Source organism: Nocardia otitidiscaviarum NBRC 14405 (assembly GCF_000308635.1).
Lineage (GTDB): Bacteria > Actinomycetota > Actinomycetes > Mycobacteriales > Mycobacteriaceae > Nocardia > Nocardia otitidiscaviarum.
Map to the genome: position 1 here is coordinate 183,067 of NZ_BAGD01000081.1, position 17,431 is coordinate 200,497.

A 17,431-nucleotide genomic window follows, 5' to 3' on the forward strand; every position below is an offset into this window, starting at 1 on the left:
CGGCCGGGATCGGCGGCGAAGGTGATCAGTCGTTTACCGGGGTGAAGAAGCGGAAGTCGTCCAGGACGGCTGGGGGTTCGCCGCCGCCGGGGGCCTCGGAATCGTCCTGGCCGTGCACGCCGCCGTAGCGGTTGGTGTGCGGGACCTGCTCTTCGGTGAAGGTTCCGGACAATACCGGGTGCGGGGAATCGCCCAGGTATGCCGCGTAGGAGTCGCCCTCGGCGCGCAGGCGGACCGTGGTCCCGTCGGGCCACTTGAACCACACCGGGATGTATTTGTCGGTGCCCGCGGCGGGGGTGAACGTCGTTCCGTCCCAGCTCAGCAGCGAGAGGCCCATCGAGGTGGCGGTGAACCAGAAGTGCACGCCCGCGTGCTGGGTGGCGGGGTCCGCGCGCAAGGCGATCGACATCGCGGAATGTTCGGGGTTGCGGCCGTTCCAGCGAATGGTGGCCTGGACCTCTTGCGTCTCGCCAGCGGCCGGCACCGCGTGGAACGCCAACGATACCGGTTCGCTGGGTGTCCCATCGGCCGAGAGCCGTCCCTCGACGATATGCAGCGTGCCGCCGCCGGCGGTGATCCAGTTCGCACCCAGTTCGGTACGATCGAACTCGTCGGTCGCGGCGTTCGCCCCTCCCGTCGATCCCACGTTGAACAGTAGAACAGCGGTCGCGGCGATTGCCGTACCCACGGTTCGTTTCACTACATGCCCCCTTCTGCACGTCCTTATCGTGTAGATCAAGTTGCTGAGGATAGCCGCTATTCCCAACCGACCGGTCGCGTGTCCCGACGGATGGGGTACCCCCGACCGACCGGTCGAACCGGATCGCACGGCCGGTGCCGACCGTTGCGTACCTGCGTAAAGGGCGGACAGACGGCAGGTGAACCGCGACTGTGCGACATGCGACCGATGGTCGGTCCTGTGGACGGCGAATTGTGAACAGCGGCCGCGAGATCGGTTGGAGATCACACATTCGGCGGTGGTGTGCCGCGCCGAGAATTGCGCGACATTCCGACTCTGTTCGTCGGTCACTCGGTGTGGACGTGTGCGAGTTCCGCCGGGCGGTCACCACTCGGCACACGAGATCGGCAGCCGACGACGGCGGCGAATGTTCCACCCGCCGAGCCTGGTCCGAGCATCGCGAAGCCCCGACGTACAGGGGGTCACGTCGGGGCTTCTCGCATCAGTATGCGCCTGTCCGCCCGCGCGCGTGGAAGATTCGCCGAAACATCGGCCGTGGACATCACCCCTGGTGGAGCATGTGCGAGGCCCCGGCGCGAAGGGAGTGACCGGGGCCTCGATAGGTTTGTCGGGAATGCCGGGCCGCTGTTAGCAATCCGATCGGTTGTGTCGCACCGCGTCAGGATGCCGCGGCCAGGTCGACCACCGGGGCCGCCGCCGCCGTGCTCTGCACCGACGCGATGCCCTTCTTCGCGGCATCCTTGCTCGTGTACGCCTGACTCTGGGCGACGATCTCGCCGTTACCCGCCTCGAGCCGCCACCGGAACTTGCCGGAGGTGTCACAGAAGATCTCGAACTTCCCTGACATGACTGCCTCGATTCTCGGTCGCTGGATAATCGCCGGAATGGTGGAGGTATGCCCACTCACCGCTGGGTAAACCCGGAGCGACACCACCGAGTCGGTCTCGTGACCCATGGCGGCGATTCCTCACGTCCGCGGTGGGATCCGCGGCGGCACCGCGACCAGGTGCAAGGTATGACTCTCGCCGATGGTGAACTGGGCGACGCGGGCCTCGGCGGCCTGATCCTGGGCGGTCAGGCGGAGTTGGTGCTGGAGCATATGCTCGGCCCAGGAGCGGACCACGAACGCCTCGATGTAGCGATCGGTGGAGCCCACATCGCGGAAGAGCCGCCATTCCATCGCGCCGGTGCGCTGCCGGGAGCGACCCACCCGCGACATGGCCCGGACGAAGTCGGGGGCGAGTTCCTCGGGGACCTTGTACGTTTCCAGGACCAGCACGGGGCCGTCGGTGGGTGCGGGTTCGAAGACCAATGTCGGTTCGGGCCAATGGGCGGACGGCGTGGTGTCCACCGAGGCCACCTTGACCGGCAGCCAGCGGGTACTCACGGCGCACAGTGCGAGCAGCGCGGCGGCCGCGAGTAGGGCGGACTCCATCCCGAACCAGCCCGCGACCAGGCCCCACAGCAGCGAGCCGAGAGCTTGGCCACCCATGAACACCAACAGATAGACCGACAGGCCGCGCGCCCGCACCCACCCCGGCAGCAGCAACTGCATGGTGGCGTTCAGGGTGGACATGGCGGTGATCCAGCCGAACCCACCGAGCACCAGCAGCACGAGGACGACGACCTCGTTGCGCAGTTGGGCGGCGGCGAGAGTGGCGAGGCCGAAGGCGATCGCGCCCACGGCCAGCAATCCGGTGGGCCGCATGGACTTTCGCAGCCGCGCGAGCTGAGTGGCGCCGATGATCGCACCCAGGCCGAGCGCGCCGAGCAGCAGTCCGTAACCGGAGGAGGACAGTCCCAACCGGTCGTGCGCGACCACCGGCAGCAGCGCCCACAGCGCGCTGCCGGGACCGACGAAGAGCAGGCAGCGCACCAGCACCCGGCGCACGGCGGGCGACGCCTGGATGTAGCGCAGCCCGGCCTGCAGGGCGGCGATCGGCCGCTCGGTCGGCAGATCCCGGTCGGCCGTCGGTCGCCGCCAGCGCACCAGCACCACCAGAATCCCGGTGAACGACAGGGCGTTGAGGGCGAAGACCCAACTCGGCCCGGACACCGCCACCAGCGCTCCAGCCAGTGCCGGGCCGACCGCGCGACCGATATTCATGCCCATGCTGCCCAGGGCCGCCGCGGCCGGAATCTGATTGCGCGGCACCAGATCCGGTTGGATGGCCTGCCAGGCCGGACCGGTGAGCGCCTGTCCGCAGCCGAGCACGAACAGCAGGAGCAGCAGCACCGCGGGCGTGGTGTGCCCGGTCGCGGTGAGCACGGCCAGCAGGGCCGCGAATCCGGCCATGGTCGACTGCGCGGCGATGAGCAGCCGCCGCCGGTCCACCAGATCGGCCAATACCCCCGAGGGGACGGCCAACAGCATGACCGGCAGCGTGGTGGCCGTCTGTACCAGTGACACCAGGGTGGCGGCATTCGGATTGTCGACCAGCACCCACTGCGCGCCGACGGTCTGCATCCAGGTGCCCAGATTGGAGACCAACTGGGCGATCCAGAGCGCCCGGAAGACCTTGGACGCCAGCGGCGCCCAGGCCGAATCACCGCGTTTCGCAACAACCTCGCTCACTGGCACGAGCGTATTTCCCACCTACCGGTCGGTGCGAACGCCACGCTGTCCGGGAATCAGGCCAGCGCCAGGAACAACTTCTCCAGCTCGTCCACGGTCATCGGATCGGAACCCTCGGCCCGCTCCTCGGTCAGACACTCGCGCAACCCGGTGGCGACGATCTTGAACCCGGCCCGGTCCAGGGCGCGGGACACCGCCGCGAGCTGGGTGACGACCTCCTTGCAGTCGCGCCCCTGTTCGATCATCGAGATCACCCCCGCCAGCTGTCCGTGCGCGCGACGCAACCGGTTGAGCACCGGTGCGATGCTGTTCTCGTCGCCGACCATGATGTCTCCTCCTCGATCGAACCCCGTCCCACGATACCCGGCGGGGTATCGCGGGACGGGCTGCCGCCCACCCTCAGTGGTGGGCGAAAGTGATGGTGGACAGCACCGCGCGCAGCCAGCGCGGCGACCACCACGCGCCGTGCCCGGTCAGCCGCAGCGTGACCGGCAGCAGCACCAGGCGCACCACGACGGCGTCGAGCAGCACCGCGACACCGAGAATGATGCCCATCTCCTTCGGTGGCAGCGGCTCGGCCAGCGCGAAGGTGAAGAACACCGCCACCATGACCGCCGCGGCGGCGAGAATCACCCGCCCGGAGTGGGCCAGGCCGTCCACCTGCGCGACCCTGGCGTCTCCGGACCGCTCGTAGTGCTCCTTGGCGGTGGCGAGCAGGAACACGGTGTAGTCCATGGCGATCGCGAAGATCATGGCGAAGAAGAACACCGGACCCCACCCGTCCAGGAAGCCCTGCGGGGTGAAGCCGAGCAGACTCGCACCGTGACCGTCCTGGAAGATCAGCTTCGCGACCCCGAACGCCGCCGCGGTCGACAGCAGACTGACCAGCGTGCCCAGCGCCGCGATGAGCGGGGCCTGCAGGGCGACCAGCAACAGGACGAAACCGAGCACGAGGATCACGCCGACGATGATCGGCAGATAGTCATCGAGGGCCTGCTGCAGATCCAGATTCTCCGCGGGCGCGCCACCCACCAGCGCCGCTTCCGGCAGCCGGTCGCGCAGCCGTTCCAGGGTCTCCCCCAGCCGTGCGTCGGAGGGGTCGACGTCGGGCAGCGCCTGCAGCATCGCCAGACCCGATCCGTCCCCGGCCGCCTGTGCGGGCGTGACCATGGCGATGCCTTCGGTCTCGGTGGCCAGGCGCGCGGTCTCGGCGGCCGCCTCGGCGGGGACGACGATCTGCAAAGCCCCCGGCGCACCGGCGCCCAACTGCCGTTGCACGAGTTCATACCCCTGCCGCACCGGCGCGTCGGCCGGGACGACCTGGATCGAGGGCATCGCGACCCGCAGCCCGAGCACCGGAATCGACAATCCGATCAGCACCGCCAGACCGGCGACCGCGAAGGGCACGGGATGCGCGTGCAGCAGCTCGCCCCACCGCGCGAACCGCGGTGACCGATGCCGCTGCCGCGTGGCGTACGGCAGCGCGCCGGCATTGATCCGGCTGCCGAGCGCACCCAGTGCGGCGGGCAGCAGCGTCAGGGTCGCCGCGAGCACGAAGACCACCGCCAGCATGATGCCGACCGCCATGGTGCGCACCGCCGGTGCGGGAACCAACAGCACCGCCGACAGACTCACCAGCACGGTGAGCCCGGACAGCACGACGGCCTTGCCCGCGGTGTCCATGGTCTCGGCCACCGCGGCGCGCGTGTCGCCGGCCTTGGCCAGTGCGTCGCGGAAACGCGCGACGATGAACAGCGCGTAGTCGATGCCCAGCGCCAGGGCGAACATCATGGCGAAGTTCATGGCCCACACCGAGATCGGCGTGACCTGGTTCAACAGCACCAGCCCGCCTGCGGACGCCACCAGCCCGGCGACCGTCAGCAGCAGCGGCAGCCCGGCCGCCACCAGTGATCCGAAGGCCAGCACCATGATCGCCAGAGTGACCGGCCAGGAGAACAATTCGGCCTTGATCATGGCGTCGTGATTGGCCTTGTTGAAGTCGCTCCAGAGGGCTGAGGCCCCGGTCGGGTAGACCTCGATGCCGTCACCGGAGAGCGCGGTCAGCGCCTGCTTGTGCTCGTCCACGGCGCGCACCATGTCATCGGTCGAGGCATCGGCGCCCGCGATCAGGATTCCGGTGTGGTTGTCGGGACTGATCGTCATGCCCGGCCGCGGTGCGATCACCGCGCCGAACCGGTCGTCCCCGGCCAGCTGTGCGGTGACCGCACCGATCACCCGCTGTACGGCGGGGCTGTCGACGGTCTCGGTGTCGGAGTGCACCACCACCTGCACGGCCGCCGAGGAATTGCCGCCGAAGTGCTGCTGCGCCAGCTCGCGGACTCGCACCGACTCCGATCCGTTCGCCTGCCAGCCCGCGCCGGCGAGGGAGGTGAACACGCTCGGCGCGGCGGCGCCCAGCGCGATCAGCACCACCAACCACGCGCCGAACACCCAGCGGGTGTGCCCGGCCATGGCCGCGCCGAGCCGCGCCAGCGGCCCGCCCGCGCGCGTTCCGGCCTCCTCCGATCCGGTCGTGATCATCGTGTCCGTCACCTGAGCACCTCCGTGGCGGTGCGACCGTCGCGATTCGGCATACTCTCACTCCTTCTATACCCCCTGGGGTATTTACCCGAGCGAGAATACCCCAGGGGGTATAGAGATGGCCATACGCGGCGTCAGCGCGGACGCCCGAAGCGGCCCGACTCACATCGCCGCGACGCCGATCAACCCTCCGGCGCGGCCGCCGCCCGAGCGGCATAGGCCGCCAACATGTCCTCCACCAGGGTGAGAACGGCGGCATCGAGATCGGGGCGCGAGTAGACGCCGCGCACCACCGCTTCACCGGAGAACATGTGCAACATCATGAAGAACAGCGGCTCGCGCACCTCGGCCGGGAAGTCGTCGAGCAATCGCGCCCGGTTCAGTTCCGCCACGATTGCGCGATAGTAGTTGTCCGCGATGGGTGAAATACGTTCGCGCAGTTCGGCATCCGACCGTGCGGCCAGGTAGATCTCGCGCAGGGCATGGGCGGGATTCGACTGCTGCGCCTGCCGCAGAAATCGCAGCGCCACGTCGATCGCGTTCTCCTGCGCGCTCAGATGATCCATGACCACCCGAAAGCCCGCGAGCTGCCGACCGAACACCTCGTCGGCGGTGCGCACGATGAGATCGAGGCGGGTGTCGAACTGCCGGAACATGGCCCCGGCCGACAGTCCGGCGCGGCCGCAGATCTCCTGCACGGTGGCGCGCTGATAGCCCACTTCACCGATGGCGGCGATGGTGGCATCGACGAGTTTGGCCACCGTGGCGGCACGGCGCTGCTCCTGGGTCCGGCGCGGAGGGGGGACTTCGCTCACGGTCCGATCATCCCGCCTTCCCGATCGGGTCGGCCGACCCGGGCCACACGTGACCGTTGACACCCGCTTGAACTGTCCCATACAGTTTGCGCCACTTAGATAGCAATCGCTCTCTATTTTGGTAGAGGCGCGCGCCCCAGGGCGCGGGGTGTGGAGGCAGCGATATGACAGCGCGGACACGGGCGGTGGCCCAGGCGTGCATGGCGGTGGCGGCGGGACTGACCGTGGCGGTGTTCCCGGTGGCGACGACAAGGCGGAGGATTCCCTGTCCATCAACTGCGCGCCGTCCTACACCCTCCAGATGGGGTCGCTGCCCAATCCGCTCAATCCCGTGATCGGGGCGGAGTTCATCGAGGTGCAGGCCATGCTGCAACTCGGGCACGCCGTGGTGGTGCCCGACCACCAGGGGCCCAACGCCGCCTACGCCGCCGGTCCACTGGGCGGGCGCATCACCCTGGACGGTATTCGCGCCGCCGAGCGCTTCGAACCCGCCGGACTGTCCGGCACCGACACCCGGGTCGCCATGTGGGGCTACTCCGGCGGCGCCATACCCACCGCCCACGCCGCCGAACTGCAGCCCGAGTACGCCCCGGAGATCAACCTGGTGGGCTCCTCGACGGGCGGACTCATGGCCGATATTCACGCGGCCATCGAATACAACAACGGCACCTCGGTCTTCGGCGGCGCGGTGCTGGGCGGGCTGTTCGGCGTCGCCCGCGAGTATCCGGCGCTGAACGAGTTCATCGACCGGTACATGAATCCGCTCGGCAAGGCCGTGCGGGTGGTCCACGAGGGCCAGTGCGTGGCGCTTCAGTTCGCGGGATTCCCGTTCGTGAACATCAAGGGGCTGTTCGACTATCCGGGTGATCCCCTGCTCGCACCGGAAGTGCGGCCGGTAATCGACGACCTCCAGCTCGGGCGACGCGGCACGCCGACCGCGCCGCTGCACATCTACGAAGCGCCACTGGACGAGGTGATGCCGATCAATGCGGTCAACCGCCTCTACGACACCTACTGCACCGATCCCGACGCCCAGGTGTTCTACACCCGCGACCTGCTCAGCGAGCACGGCATCGCCGCGGTGAGCGGGACCGCCAGCGCGGCGCTGTGGCTCAACGACCGGCTCAACGGCATCCCGGCTGCGGCCGGATGCTCGAACCGCGATGTCGTCACCCAGCTGCTGGACCCCGGCGCGCTCGCCGCCTTCGCCGATGCGATCGGGCAGACACTCGCGTCGGCACTGGGCATGCCCGTCTGATCTCCGTACGATCGGCCCCATGCCAGCTACTCGACTATGGGGCGGGCTCCTCGTCGCGGCCGCCGCGATCGCCGTCGCCGGATGTTCCTCCGGCGGCGACGACGGCGCCACCCCGGCAGCCACTCCGATGGGCCGCGACTTCGTCTCCACCGAGGTCGAGGGCCTGCCGATCCCGGGCGGCGGGCCCTTGACGCTCAGTTTCCGGGAAGGCCGGGTGACGGCCAACGCGGGCTGCAATACCGCTACCGGCCCGGTGAATCTCGACGGCGGCGTGCTCAACGCCGGTCAACTCGCCACCACGCTCATGGGCTGCCCGGACGACCGGGCGCAGGCCGACGCCTGGCAGGAGGGCCTGCTGAAGTCCGAGCCGACCTGGAAGCTGGACGGCGACACGCTGGTCGTCAGCGGCAACGGCAGTACCGTCACCCTGCTGGATCGCGAGGTCGCGCATCCGGACAAGCCGCTCACCGGCACCACCTGGGTGGTGACCGCCGTGCTGACACCCGAGGCGGAGATCCGTTCGCAGACCATCGACGAAGTGCGGCCGACACTGCTCATCGCCGCCGACGGCGCGGTCTCGGGCAGCGCCGGGTGCAATGGGATGATCGGCACCGCCGAGATCTCCGGCACCGATGTCACCTTCCAGATCGGCACCACCAAGAAGCTGTGCGATCCGCAGGTCATGGAGCTGGAGCAGCAGGTGCTCAGCGCGCTGAACGGCACGGTGACCGCCACCGTCGAGGCCGACACGCTCACGCTGCGCAACCAGGCCGACGGCAGCGGATTGAAGCTGCGCGCCGAGTAGCACGCGGACGAAAATCGGTGTCGCCCATCGGGAACCGCCGGTAGCGTCCGCCGCCATGAACGAACGATTCCTCAATGTGGTGGACGTCGAGGCCACCTGTTGGGAGGGGGACACTCCGCCCGGCCAGCCGAGCGAGATCATCGAGATCGGCCTGTGCGTCCTCGACACCGAGACCCGGGAGCAGGTGGCGAAGCACAGTATCCTGGTGCGGCCGGAGCGCTCCACGGTGAGCGAATTCTGCACCCGGCTCACCACTCTCACACCGGAACAGGTGGCGACGGGCATCCCCTTCGCCGAGGCGTGCGCGCTGCTGCGGGAGCGGTTCCACACCGATGCGCGGCCGTGGGCCAGTTGGGGCGACTACGACCGCGTGCAGTTCCAGCGGCAGTGCGGGGCCACCGGGGTGCCGTACCCGTTCGGCGCTCGGCACACCAATGCCAAGCTCGCCTTCTCCGCGTCCCGGGACACCTCGCGGCGCTACGGAATGGCGGGTGCGCTGCGGCTGGCGGGGATCGCCCTGGAGGGCACCCATCATCGTGGTGGCGACGACGCCTGGAATATCGCCGCACTCGTGATCGACATGATGCGGCGCGATTCCTGGCCCGCGTGACTCGCGGGCGCGTACCGTGATTCTCCCCGGGGAACGCGGCACACCACTAATCTGAAACACCGCAGAACGGGACACATACCGCAGGACCGAAGAGAGAGGCGGGCGGGTCATCGGCGAGCGGGAAGCGGAGTTGGACCAGTGGTTTCGCGCGGAGCTCACCGCGACGACGCCGGGGGCGACCCGAGCCCGCGACGAACCGCTGACGCCGACCGGAACCCTCAGCGGCGCACGGTGTCTGGAGCTGTTCGACGCCCAGGCGACCAGTCGCCACCTGGACCTGGCGGCGCGCCGACTCGGCCGGGACGGCAACGGGTACTACAGCATCGGGTCCGCCGGGCACGAGGGCAATGTGGTGCTGGCGGCGGCGACACGGGTCGACGATCCGGCGCTGCTGCACTACCGATCGGGGGCCTTCTTCGTGCACCGGGCCGGACAGGTGGCGGGGACCGATCCCGTCCGCGATGTGCTGCTCGGTGTCGTGGCCGCGGCGGCCGATCCGATTTCCGGTGGGCGGCACAAGGTTTTCGGCAGCAAGGCCGCCGCGGTGATCCCGCAGACCTCGACCATCGCCTCCCAGCTGCCGCGCGCGGTGGGGTTGGCCTTCGCCCTCGAGCGGGCGGCCAAGCTGGGGGTGGCGTGCGAGTGGCCGGCGGATGCGGTGGTGCTGTGCAGCTTCGGCGACGCCTCGGCCAATCACTCCACGGCGACGGGTGCCGTCAATGCCGCCGTGCACACCGCCCAGCAGGGCATCGCCATGCCCATCCTGTTCCTGTGCGAGGACAACGGCATCGGCATCAGCGTCCCCACCCCCGGCCGCTGGATCGAGCACGCCTACGGATCCCGGCCCGGGCTGCGGTATTTCGCCGCCGACGGTTCGGATCTGCCGCAGGCCCTGGACACCGCGACCGCGGCCGTGGACTGGGTGCGGGAGCGGCGGCGGCCCGCCTTCCTGCACCTGCGCACGGTGCGGCTGCTCGGGCACGCCGGATCGGATGTGGAGACGGCCTATCGGCGGCCCGCCGAACTGGCGGCCGAGCTGCGACGCGACCCCGTGACGGCGACCGGGCGACTGCTGGTGGCCGCGGGCGTGGCCACGGCGAGCGAGGTGATGCGCCGCTACGACGAGATCGGCGCACGGGTGGCCGAGACCGCCGACAAGGTCCGGCACGAACCGAAACTGCTGACCGCGGAGATGGTCATGGAGCCGCTGGCTCCCACCCGCCCCACCGTGGTCCGCACCGACGCGCTGCGTACGGCCGCCCCGTCGACCCCCGGAGCCCGCCCGCGCACCGGGGTCGCGCGCCCGGTCTCGCGGCCTGCGCCGTCGGCCGCGGCCGACGGCGGGCACCCGATGACCTTGGCGCAGGCGGTGAATCGTACGCTCGCCGATCTGCTGGCCCGCGATCCGGACATCCTGGTATTCGGCGAGGACGTGGGCCGCAAGGGCGGTGTGTACGGCGTGACCAAGGGTTTGCAGCAGTCCTTCGGCGCGCGTCGGGTTTTCGACACGCTGCTCGACGAGCAGTCCGTACTCGGCACCGCGCTCGGCGCGGGCCTGGCCGGATTCGTGCCGATCCCGGAGATCCAGTACCTCGCCTACGTCCACAATGCCGCCGACCAGCTGCGCGGCGAGGCGGCGACGCTGTCGTTCTTCTCCGCGGGCCGCTACCGCAATCCGCTCGTGGTCCGCATTGCCGGATACGCCTATCAGAAGGGCTTCGGCGGACATTTCCACAATGACAATTCCATTGCGGCACTGCGCGATATCCCCGGCGTCGTCATCGCGTCGCCATCGCGCGCCGACGACGCGGCCGCCATGCTGCGCACCTGCGTCTCGGCCGCGCGGGTGGACGGCCGCGTCTGCGTCTTCCTGGAACCCATCGCGCTCTACCACACCCGCGACCTCTACCGGGACGGCGACGGCGGCTGGGCGGCCCCGATCACGAATCCGCGGCACGCGGAGATCGGGCGGGCGCGGGCGCACGGCACCGGAACGCATCTCACCATCGTCAGTTTCGCCAATGGCGTGCCCATGAGCCTGCGCGTGGCGCGCCGCCTGTCCGAGCGCGGTATCCATGCCCGGGTCGTGGATCTGCGCTGGCTCGCACCGCTGCCCGTGGACGATCTGCTCGACCATGCCCGCGCCAGCGGGCGGGTGCTCATCGCCGACGAAACCCGGCGCAGCGGCGGCATTTCCGAGGCGGTGTACGCGGCCCTGCTCGACGGCGGCTTCGACGGACCCATCGCCCGCGTCACCAGTGCGGACAGTTTCATACCGCTCGGCCCCGCCGCGAATCTCGTTCTGCTGGACGAGATTCGAATCGAGGAGGCGGCCACCGCGCTGCTGGGCCGATAGCAGTCATCCCGAATCGGCGGGAGTGGGCCGATGAGGGGGTGGCCCACGCCCGCCGATCGTCGACGCCGCTTGCCGGACGGCGTCCCCTGTGCCGATGAGGGGGCGGCACAAGTTCTACGTACTTCGCAGTGCACTATCTACGTAGTACGTACGTAGATAGTAAACAGATCGCGGCGGAACGCGCAACCACGTACTCCGCGAGCGCACGTACACTCGAGACGGTGGATGGGAGGTGTGGGTGAGCGCCGCGGTCTGTTCGATCGTGTTCGGCTTCGTCATCGCCGTCCTGGCCCCGCCGCTACTGCTCCGGATCACCCGCACGGCGGCGTCACCGCGCGTGGCCCTGATGGTGTGGCTCGTCGCCATCGGGCTCACGGCGCTGTCCTGGGCCGCCGCCGTGATCGCCCTGATCGTGGATTTCCTCCACCACCGCCTGTTCCCGCTGAACCAGCCGATGATGGACGCCTGCGTCAGCCAGCTGCACGATGCCGCCGTCGGCGGCTACGGCGATGCGGTACGAGTCGGCGCGTTCACCCTCGCGGCGCTCACGGTGCTGGCGGGTACGGTCCTGACGGTCCGACTGGGCCGGTCGCTGTGGGAGGCGCGGCGCACCACCTTCACCCACGCGCGCATGGCACGGATCGCGGGCCGGCACAGCCGTGAACTCGACGCGGTGGTCCTGGATGTGGACGAGCCCGCGGCGTACTGCGTGGCGGGCAAGCCGCATACGGTGGTGGTGACCCGCGGCGCACTCAGCGCGCTGGACGACCGCCAGGTCGAGGCGGTGCTGGCGCACGAGCGGGCCCATCTGGACGGACACCACCACCTGCTGCTCGCGGTGACGCGCGGACTGGCGACGGCACTGCCCCGCATCGGCCTGTTCACGACGGGTGCGCGTGAGGTGGCTCGACTGCTCGAACTGATCGCCGACGACGCGGCGGTCCGCAGTCACGGGCGCGGCACCGTGCTGCGCGCACTGCTCGCCCTCGCCGAGACCGAGGACGGTCCGGAGGGTGCCGCGGGAGCCGCCGACACCGGGCTCGACCGCCGGATTCGGCGACTGAGCGGAATACGGTGACCGCGCCCACCGTTGCATGATCCGGGACAGGGGGCGTACCCTGACCCATATCCGCTCCGGGTGGTTGTAGGAATTTCTCCCACCGGCGGTCGACATCCCTTCACCGGAGACCTTCGGCGACATCTCTGTCGTAGCGCCGCATCGCACGCGCCGCCGGCTCGTCTCCCGTACTCCCCGTGAGGAAAGCCCATGAACAACAACATATCTCAGCAGCCGAGCGAGACCGGACGCACCGTATCCGGAATCCTCGACAGCACCGACCAGCACGCCGGACTGCGGGTGCGGGGATATCTCCCCGACGCCGCGGATATCCACGTGCCGAACCGGCTGATTCGCGAAACACAGCTTCGGCGTGGCGATTTCGTCACCGGTATCGCCGCACCGCCGAGCGGCAACGGCAAATACGACCGCCTCACCGCGGTGACGGCGGTGAACGGGCAGGACCCGCGCCAGGCCGCGCACCGGCCACGTTTCGCGGACCTGACCCCGATCCACCCGAATCAGCGCCTACGCCTGGAAACCGAACCGCACGAACTCACCACGCGCGTCACCGATCTGGTCATGCCCATCGGCAAGGGCCAGCGCGCACTGATCGTGGCACCACCCAAGGCGGGCAAAACCTCTGTGCTGCAATCGATCGCGCACGGTATCGCCAAGAACCACCCGGAGTGTGAGCTCATGCTCGTCCTGGTCGGCGAACGCCCCGAGGAGGTCACCGACCTGGCCCGTTCGGTGCCCGCCGATATCGCCGCCGCCACCTTCGATCGCGCGCCGCGCGAGCATGTGGCCCTGGCCGAGCTCGCCATCGAGCATGCGAAGCGACTGGCCGAAACCGGTCGCGACGTGGTGGTCCTGCTCGACTCCCTGACCCGGCTGGCCCGCGCCTACAACCTCGCCGCGCCGTCCTCGGGCCGGGTGCTGTCCGGCGGCGTGGACGCCGCCGCCCTGGCGCATCCCAAGCGCTTCCTGGGCGCGGCCCGCAACTTCGAGGAGGGCGGGTCGCTCACCATTGTCGCCACCGCCCTCGTCGAAACCGGTTCCACCGCCGATTCGGTGATCTTCGAGGAGTACAAGGGCACCGGCAACGCCGAACTCAAACTCGACCGCGCCACCGCCGACCGCCGCGTGTTCCCGGCCATCGACATCGCCCGATCGTCCACGCGCCGAGACGAACTCCTGCTCACCGCCGATGAGCTGACCGCCACCGATCTGCTGCGCCGCACCCTGGCCGCGGTCGATACGCAGCGCACGGAACTGCTGCTCGAGGGGCTGCGGCAGACGCAGACCAACGCCGAGTTCCTGGCTCAGCTCGCCACGCCGCGCCGCACCGCCTGAGTCGCCGGTTCCGCGCCGTCACGCGCCGCCACCCGCACCGCGCCGCGGTCCAGTCGGTAGAGCGCCAGGGCCGACAGCGCGCCAATCACCATGAGTCCGACCCAGACCGCCCAGTCCACGCCCGCCGCACGGGCCGCACCCACCACCGCGCCGGTGGCCAGATTGCCGACCAGAATGCCCACACCGACCACCGTGTTGTAGAAGCCGTAGTGGGTGGCCACCAGGCGATCTCCCGACAGCGATACGACGGTATCCATTTCGAAGGGAAAGACCGCCGCGGTGCCGACGGCGAGTACCGCGGCCGCGACCAGCAGGGCCGCCACGGCAGCCACCGAGCCGAGTCGGCCGGGACCGGGCACCAGCGCCAACGGCAGAAAGGCCACCGCCAGCAGACCCATTCCCACGGCCAGGCCGCGACCAGTGCCCCAGCGGGTCCGGAACCAGGCCGTGATGCGCAGTTGGCCCGCCACCGCGACCACACCCGAGATCACGAAGATGGCCGAGGTGAGGGTCTGCGCCCGGTCCCCCGCCACGAACTCCGCCTGCAGCGGGAGCGCCAGGTACACCTGGAACGACAGTACGTAGGAGCCGATCATGGCCAGCGCGAAGGCCAGGAACCGGCGGTTGCGCACGACCACCCGCCAGTCCTCGAGCACGGAGGAGCGCTCGGTGCGCACCGCCGCGCGGGCGGGCAGCGCGAACAGCTGCGCCACCGTCAACACCGCGAACACCACCGCCGAAGCGCCCGCGACCAGGCGGAAGTCCAAGGCCAACAGCGCGAGTCCGACCAGCGGTCCGGCCAGAATGCCCGCCTGATAGAAGATGTTGAACACCGCGAACGCCTCCACGCGCCGCTCACCGGCCTCCGCCGCGAGGTAGGCGCGCACCGCCGGATTGAACAGCGCGCCCGCGAACCCGGTCGCCGCCGAGGCGATCAACAGGGCGGGCAGCGAGGTCGCGAAGACCAGCAGGGCGAATCCCACGGTGCGCAAGAGACATCCGGCCACGATGAGCGGTTTGTATCCGAGCCGGTCGGCGAGGGTCCCGCCGAGCAGAAACATGCCCTGCTGGGAGAAGTTGCGCACCCCGAGCACCAGGCCCACCGCCCACGCCGCCAAACCCAGTGGGCCGGCCAGGTATCCGGCCAGATACGGCATGAGCATGTAGAAGCCCAGATTGATACCGAACTGGTTGACCATCAACAGTCGGGCCGCGGCGTCGAAGCCGCGGAAGGTCGCCACGGCGCTCACGACAGCGCCTCCCGCGGATCGACCACGGTGGTGCAGCGGGTCCAGGACCGCACCACGCACCGGCTCGGATGGTCGATGGTCCGCGGCTCGGTGGGTGGGGTGTCGAGCAAACCGTGCTCCTCGCAATAGCTGTCGTTGTAGACCGTGTCGAAGTAGCGGTGCGGACCGTCGGGGAAGACCGCCGCGATCCGGGTCCCCGGCGGTCGGGTGCGGGCCGCCCAGCCCGCCACCAGAGCCGCCGCGCCGACACTCCAGCCGCCGCTGGCGTGGTAGGTGGCGGCCAGGGCGCGACAGGCCCACACGGCCTCGGCCGGTGCCACCCAATGGATTTCGTCGAAGGCGGCGTAGTCCACATTGCGCGGGTGGATGCTGGAGCCGAGGCCGCGCATGAGCCGCGGCCCAGCGGGTTGGCCGAAGATGGTGGAGGACACCGTATCCACGCCGATGAGGGTCAGGTCCGGATTGAACCGCCGCAGCACCCGCGCCACCCCGGCCGAGTGCCCACCGGTGCCGACCGCGCACACCAGCACGTCGATCCGGCCCAGTTGATCGGCCAGTTCCATTGCCAGGGAACGGTATCCATCCACATTATCGGGGTTGCCGTACTGGTCCGGGCACCAGGCTCCCGGCTCACGATCGAGCAGCTCCGCCACCCGATCGCGCCGCGCCTGCTGCCAACCGCCCACCGGATGCGGGTCCGGGACGAGTTCCACCCGGGCTCCGTAGGCGGCGAGCATATTCGCCACGATCGGCTCCAAACCCGGATCGGTGACCACCGTCACCGGGTGCCGATACACCATTCCCGCCAGCGCCAGCCCCAAACCGAGAGTGCCGCTGGTGGATTCGATGATCCGCGCGCCCGGGGCGAGGTCACCGCGCTCGCGCGCCCGGCGCACCATGTGCAGCGCCGGGCGGTCCTTCATCCCGCCGGGATTGCATCCCTCCAACTTCGCCCAGAACCCGCGCCCGGCGGGAGCCAGCGGCTCCCCCACCCAGAGCACGGGCGTATTGCCCACCAGGGCGCGCGGTTGGCGGGCGGCTCCGGGAGCCGCGGCCGACCGGTCGAGCACAACCTTGTCCATGACTGTCGCTTTCTGTATCCGCCCGGGGGCGGCGAGACTGATGCGGGCAGCGGACACCGGCCGATGCGGTGATCGGCCTGGCGCTGACCGATCAGCGTCGGGAGATACAGAAGCGGGTCAACAGCGAGCGACCGGCGAGTGCGGGTAGCGGGGGCGGGCCTCGCACTCCCCCGCCCGGGTACAGCGCCACGACGGCCAGCAGGGCGACCGCCATGCCGTCCGGGAGCGCCGGGAGCTGCGGGGCACTCGCCGCGAGCAACGGCGGCAGCGCCTTCTCGCAGTGCTCGGTATCGGGAAGACACCGTGCCGTCAGGTAGTCGAGGGGCGCGAAGGCGGTGCCGGAGGTGTCCGCGGCCGACACGGCCGCGGTGTCGGCGGGTGAATGCGTGTGCCCGGTCGTCTCGACCAGTGCGCAATCGATCAACGGCACGATCAGCAGCAGGATGGCGATCACCGCGGGCAGATGTCCGCGAGAGCGCAGCCGCCCGCTCGACCTCACCGGCTATCGACGCCTTTCCTTACCGGAACCAACTATCTACTAGCTACGTACGTAGATAGTAGACACAATCGATCTCCGATGCGGGAATCCGGTACTTCAGGCGCGCTTACCGCGGGTGAACTTGCGCAGGGCGGCCCGCAGCCCCTCCGACTCCTCCGGACTCATCTGCTCCACGAAGTGCGCGAGCACCAATTCCGATCGCCCGCCCGCACCCAGCGCGTCACGCATGAGCCGGGCACTGTACTGCTCACGGCTCAGGGTGGCCCAGTAGTGATACGCCTTGCCCACCCGCACTCGATCCAGCCACCCCTTGCGGTGCAGGTTGTCCATGGTGGACATGACCGTCGTGTAGGCGATGTCACGCGTGGCGGCGAGCTCGTCGTACACCTCGCGAACGCTCGTCCGCTCGGTGCGCGTCCAGACACGGTCCATGACGACCGCTTCCAAATCCCCGAAGCCTCGCCCAGCCATGGTGCCGACACCTCCTCACGTCACGGCGTCCGCCGGAACCTCAACCTACTGTCCAG

16 protein-coding genes are annotated in these 17,431 nt (G+C 69.5%); 6 read left to right on the top strand and 10 right to left on the bottom strand.

Annotated features, from left to right (window positions below):
- Window positions 1-25: 25 nt before the first annotated feature.
- The 6 genes from ON31_RS17455 to ON31_RS17480 form a co-directional block, all read right to left on the bottom strand.
- Window positions 26-646, bottom strand: a complete 621-nt coding sequence (locus tag ON31_RS17455; protein WP_039814924.1) for a hypothetical protein — start codon at window positions 644-646, stop codon at window positions 26-28.
- Window positions 647-1,358: 712 nt separating this feature from the next.
- A complete protein-coding gene (locus ON31_RS17460) occupies window positions 1,359-1,547 on the bottom strand; it encodes a YegP family protein (protein WP_039815130.1) in 189 nt (62 codons plus the stop codon).
- Between the two features lie 120 nt (window positions 1,548-1,667).
- Window positions 1,668-3,275, bottom strand: a complete 1,608-nt coding sequence (locus ON31_RS17465) for an MFS transporter (RefSeq protein WP_039814926.1) — start codon at window positions 3,273-3,275, stop codon at window positions 1,668-1,670.
- Between the two features lie 56 nt (window positions 3,276-3,331).
- Entirely contained in the window at window positions 3,332-3,601 is a 270-nt protein-coding gene (locus ON31_RS17470) for a metal-sensitive transcriptional regulator (protein ID WP_029924528.1), read from the bottom strand.
- A 73-nt stretch (window positions 3,602-3,674) separates the two neighbouring features.
- Entirely contained in the window at window positions 3,675-5,816 is a 2,142-nt protein-coding gene (locus tag ON31_RS17475) for an MMPL family transporter (RefSeq protein ID WP_081592543.1), read from the bottom strand.
- A gap of 182 nt (window positions 5,817-5,998) precedes the next feature.
- Entirely contained in the window at window positions 5,999-6,631 is a 633-nt protein-coding gene (locus tag ON31_RS17480; protein WP_051037399.1) for a TetR/AcrR family transcriptional regulator, read from the bottom strand.
- Window positions 6,632-6,827: 196 nt separating this feature from the next.
- Between ON31_RS17480 and ON31_RS17485 the strand changes: the two genes are divergently transcribed.
- The 6 genes from ON31_RS17485 to ON31_RS17510 all read left to right on the top strand — a co-directional run bounded on the left by ON31_RS17485 (window position 6,828) and on the right by ON31_RS17510 (window position 14,073).
- Window positions 6,828-7,889, top strand: coding sequence for a lipase family protein (locus ON31_RS17485; RefSeq protein WP_255222148.1), 1,062 nt, complete (start codon window positions 6,828-6,830; stop codon window positions 7,887-7,889).
- A gap of 19 nt (window positions 7,890-7,908) precedes the next feature.
- On the top strand, window positions 7,909-8,694 hold the full coding sequence (locus tag ON31_RS17490; RefSeq protein WP_039814930.1) for an META domain-containing protein: 786 nt from the start codon (window positions 7,909-7,911) through the stop codon (window positions 8,692-8,694).
- Window positions 8,695-8,749: 55 nt separating this feature from the next.
- Window positions 8,750-9,304 (top strand): 3'-5' exonuclease, encoded by a 555-nt coding sequence (locus tag ON31_RS17495; RefSeq protein ID WP_039814933.1) that lies wholly within the window; start codon window positions 8,750-8,752, stop codon window positions 9,302-9,304.
- A 130-nt stretch (window positions 9,305-9,434) separates the two neighbouring features.
- The gene (locus tag ON31_RS17500; RefSeq protein ID WP_081592523.1) at window positions 9,435-11,660 is read left to right on the top strand and encodes a thiamine pyrophosphate-dependent enzyme; all 2,226 of its coding nucleotides are present in this window, start codon (window positions 9,435-9,437) and stop codon (window positions 11,658-11,660) included.
- A 238-nt stretch (window positions 11,661-11,898) separates the two neighbouring features.
- Window positions 11,899-12,738 (top strand): M56 family metallopeptidase, encoded by an 840-nt coding sequence (locus tag ON31_RS17505; RefSeq protein WP_081592544.1) that lies wholly within the window; start codon window positions 11,899-11,901, stop codon window positions 12,736-12,738.
- Between the two features lie 189 nt (window positions 12,739-12,927).
- Window positions 12,928-14,073 (top strand): transcription termination factor Rho, short form, encoded by a 1,146-nt coding sequence (locus ON31_RS17510; protein ID WP_051037402.1) that lies wholly within the window; start codon window positions 12,928-12,930, stop codon window positions 14,071-14,073.
- Here the strand turns inward: ON31_RS17510 and ON31_RS17515 are convergent.
- From ON31_RS17515 to ON31_RS17530, 4 genes are all read right to left on the bottom strand, one after another.
- On the bottom strand, window positions 14,043-15,272 hold the full coding sequence (locus ON31_RS17515) for an MFS transporter (RefSeq protein WP_051037426.1): 1,230 nt from the start codon (window positions 15,270-15,272) through the stop codon (window positions 14,043-14,045). The genes ON31_RS17510 and ON31_RS17515 overlap by 31 nt on opposite strands.
- Before the next feature lie 47 nt (window positions 15,273-15,319).
- On the bottom strand, window positions 15,320-16,405 hold the full coding sequence (locus ON31_RS17520) for a PLP-dependent cysteine synthase family protein (RefSeq protein WP_081592524.1): 1,086 nt from the start codon (window positions 16,403-16,405) through the stop codon (window positions 15,320-15,322).
- A 91-nt stretch (window positions 16,406-16,496) separates the two neighbouring features.
- The gene (gene lpqS / locus ON31_RS17525) at window positions 16,497-16,904 is read right to left on the bottom strand and encodes a putative copper homeostasis (lipo)protein LpqS (protein ID WP_147287158.1); all 408 of its coding nucleotides are present in this window, start codon (window positions 16,902-16,904) and stop codon (window positions 16,497-16,499) included.
- Window positions 16,905-17,000: 96 nt separating this feature from the next.
- A complete protein-coding gene (locus ON31_RS17530) occupies window positions 17,001-17,375 on the bottom strand; it encodes a BlaI/MecI/CopY family transcriptional regulator (protein ID WP_039814938.1) in 375 nt (124 codons plus the stop codon).
- Window positions 17,376-17,431 lie beyond the last annotated feature (56 nt).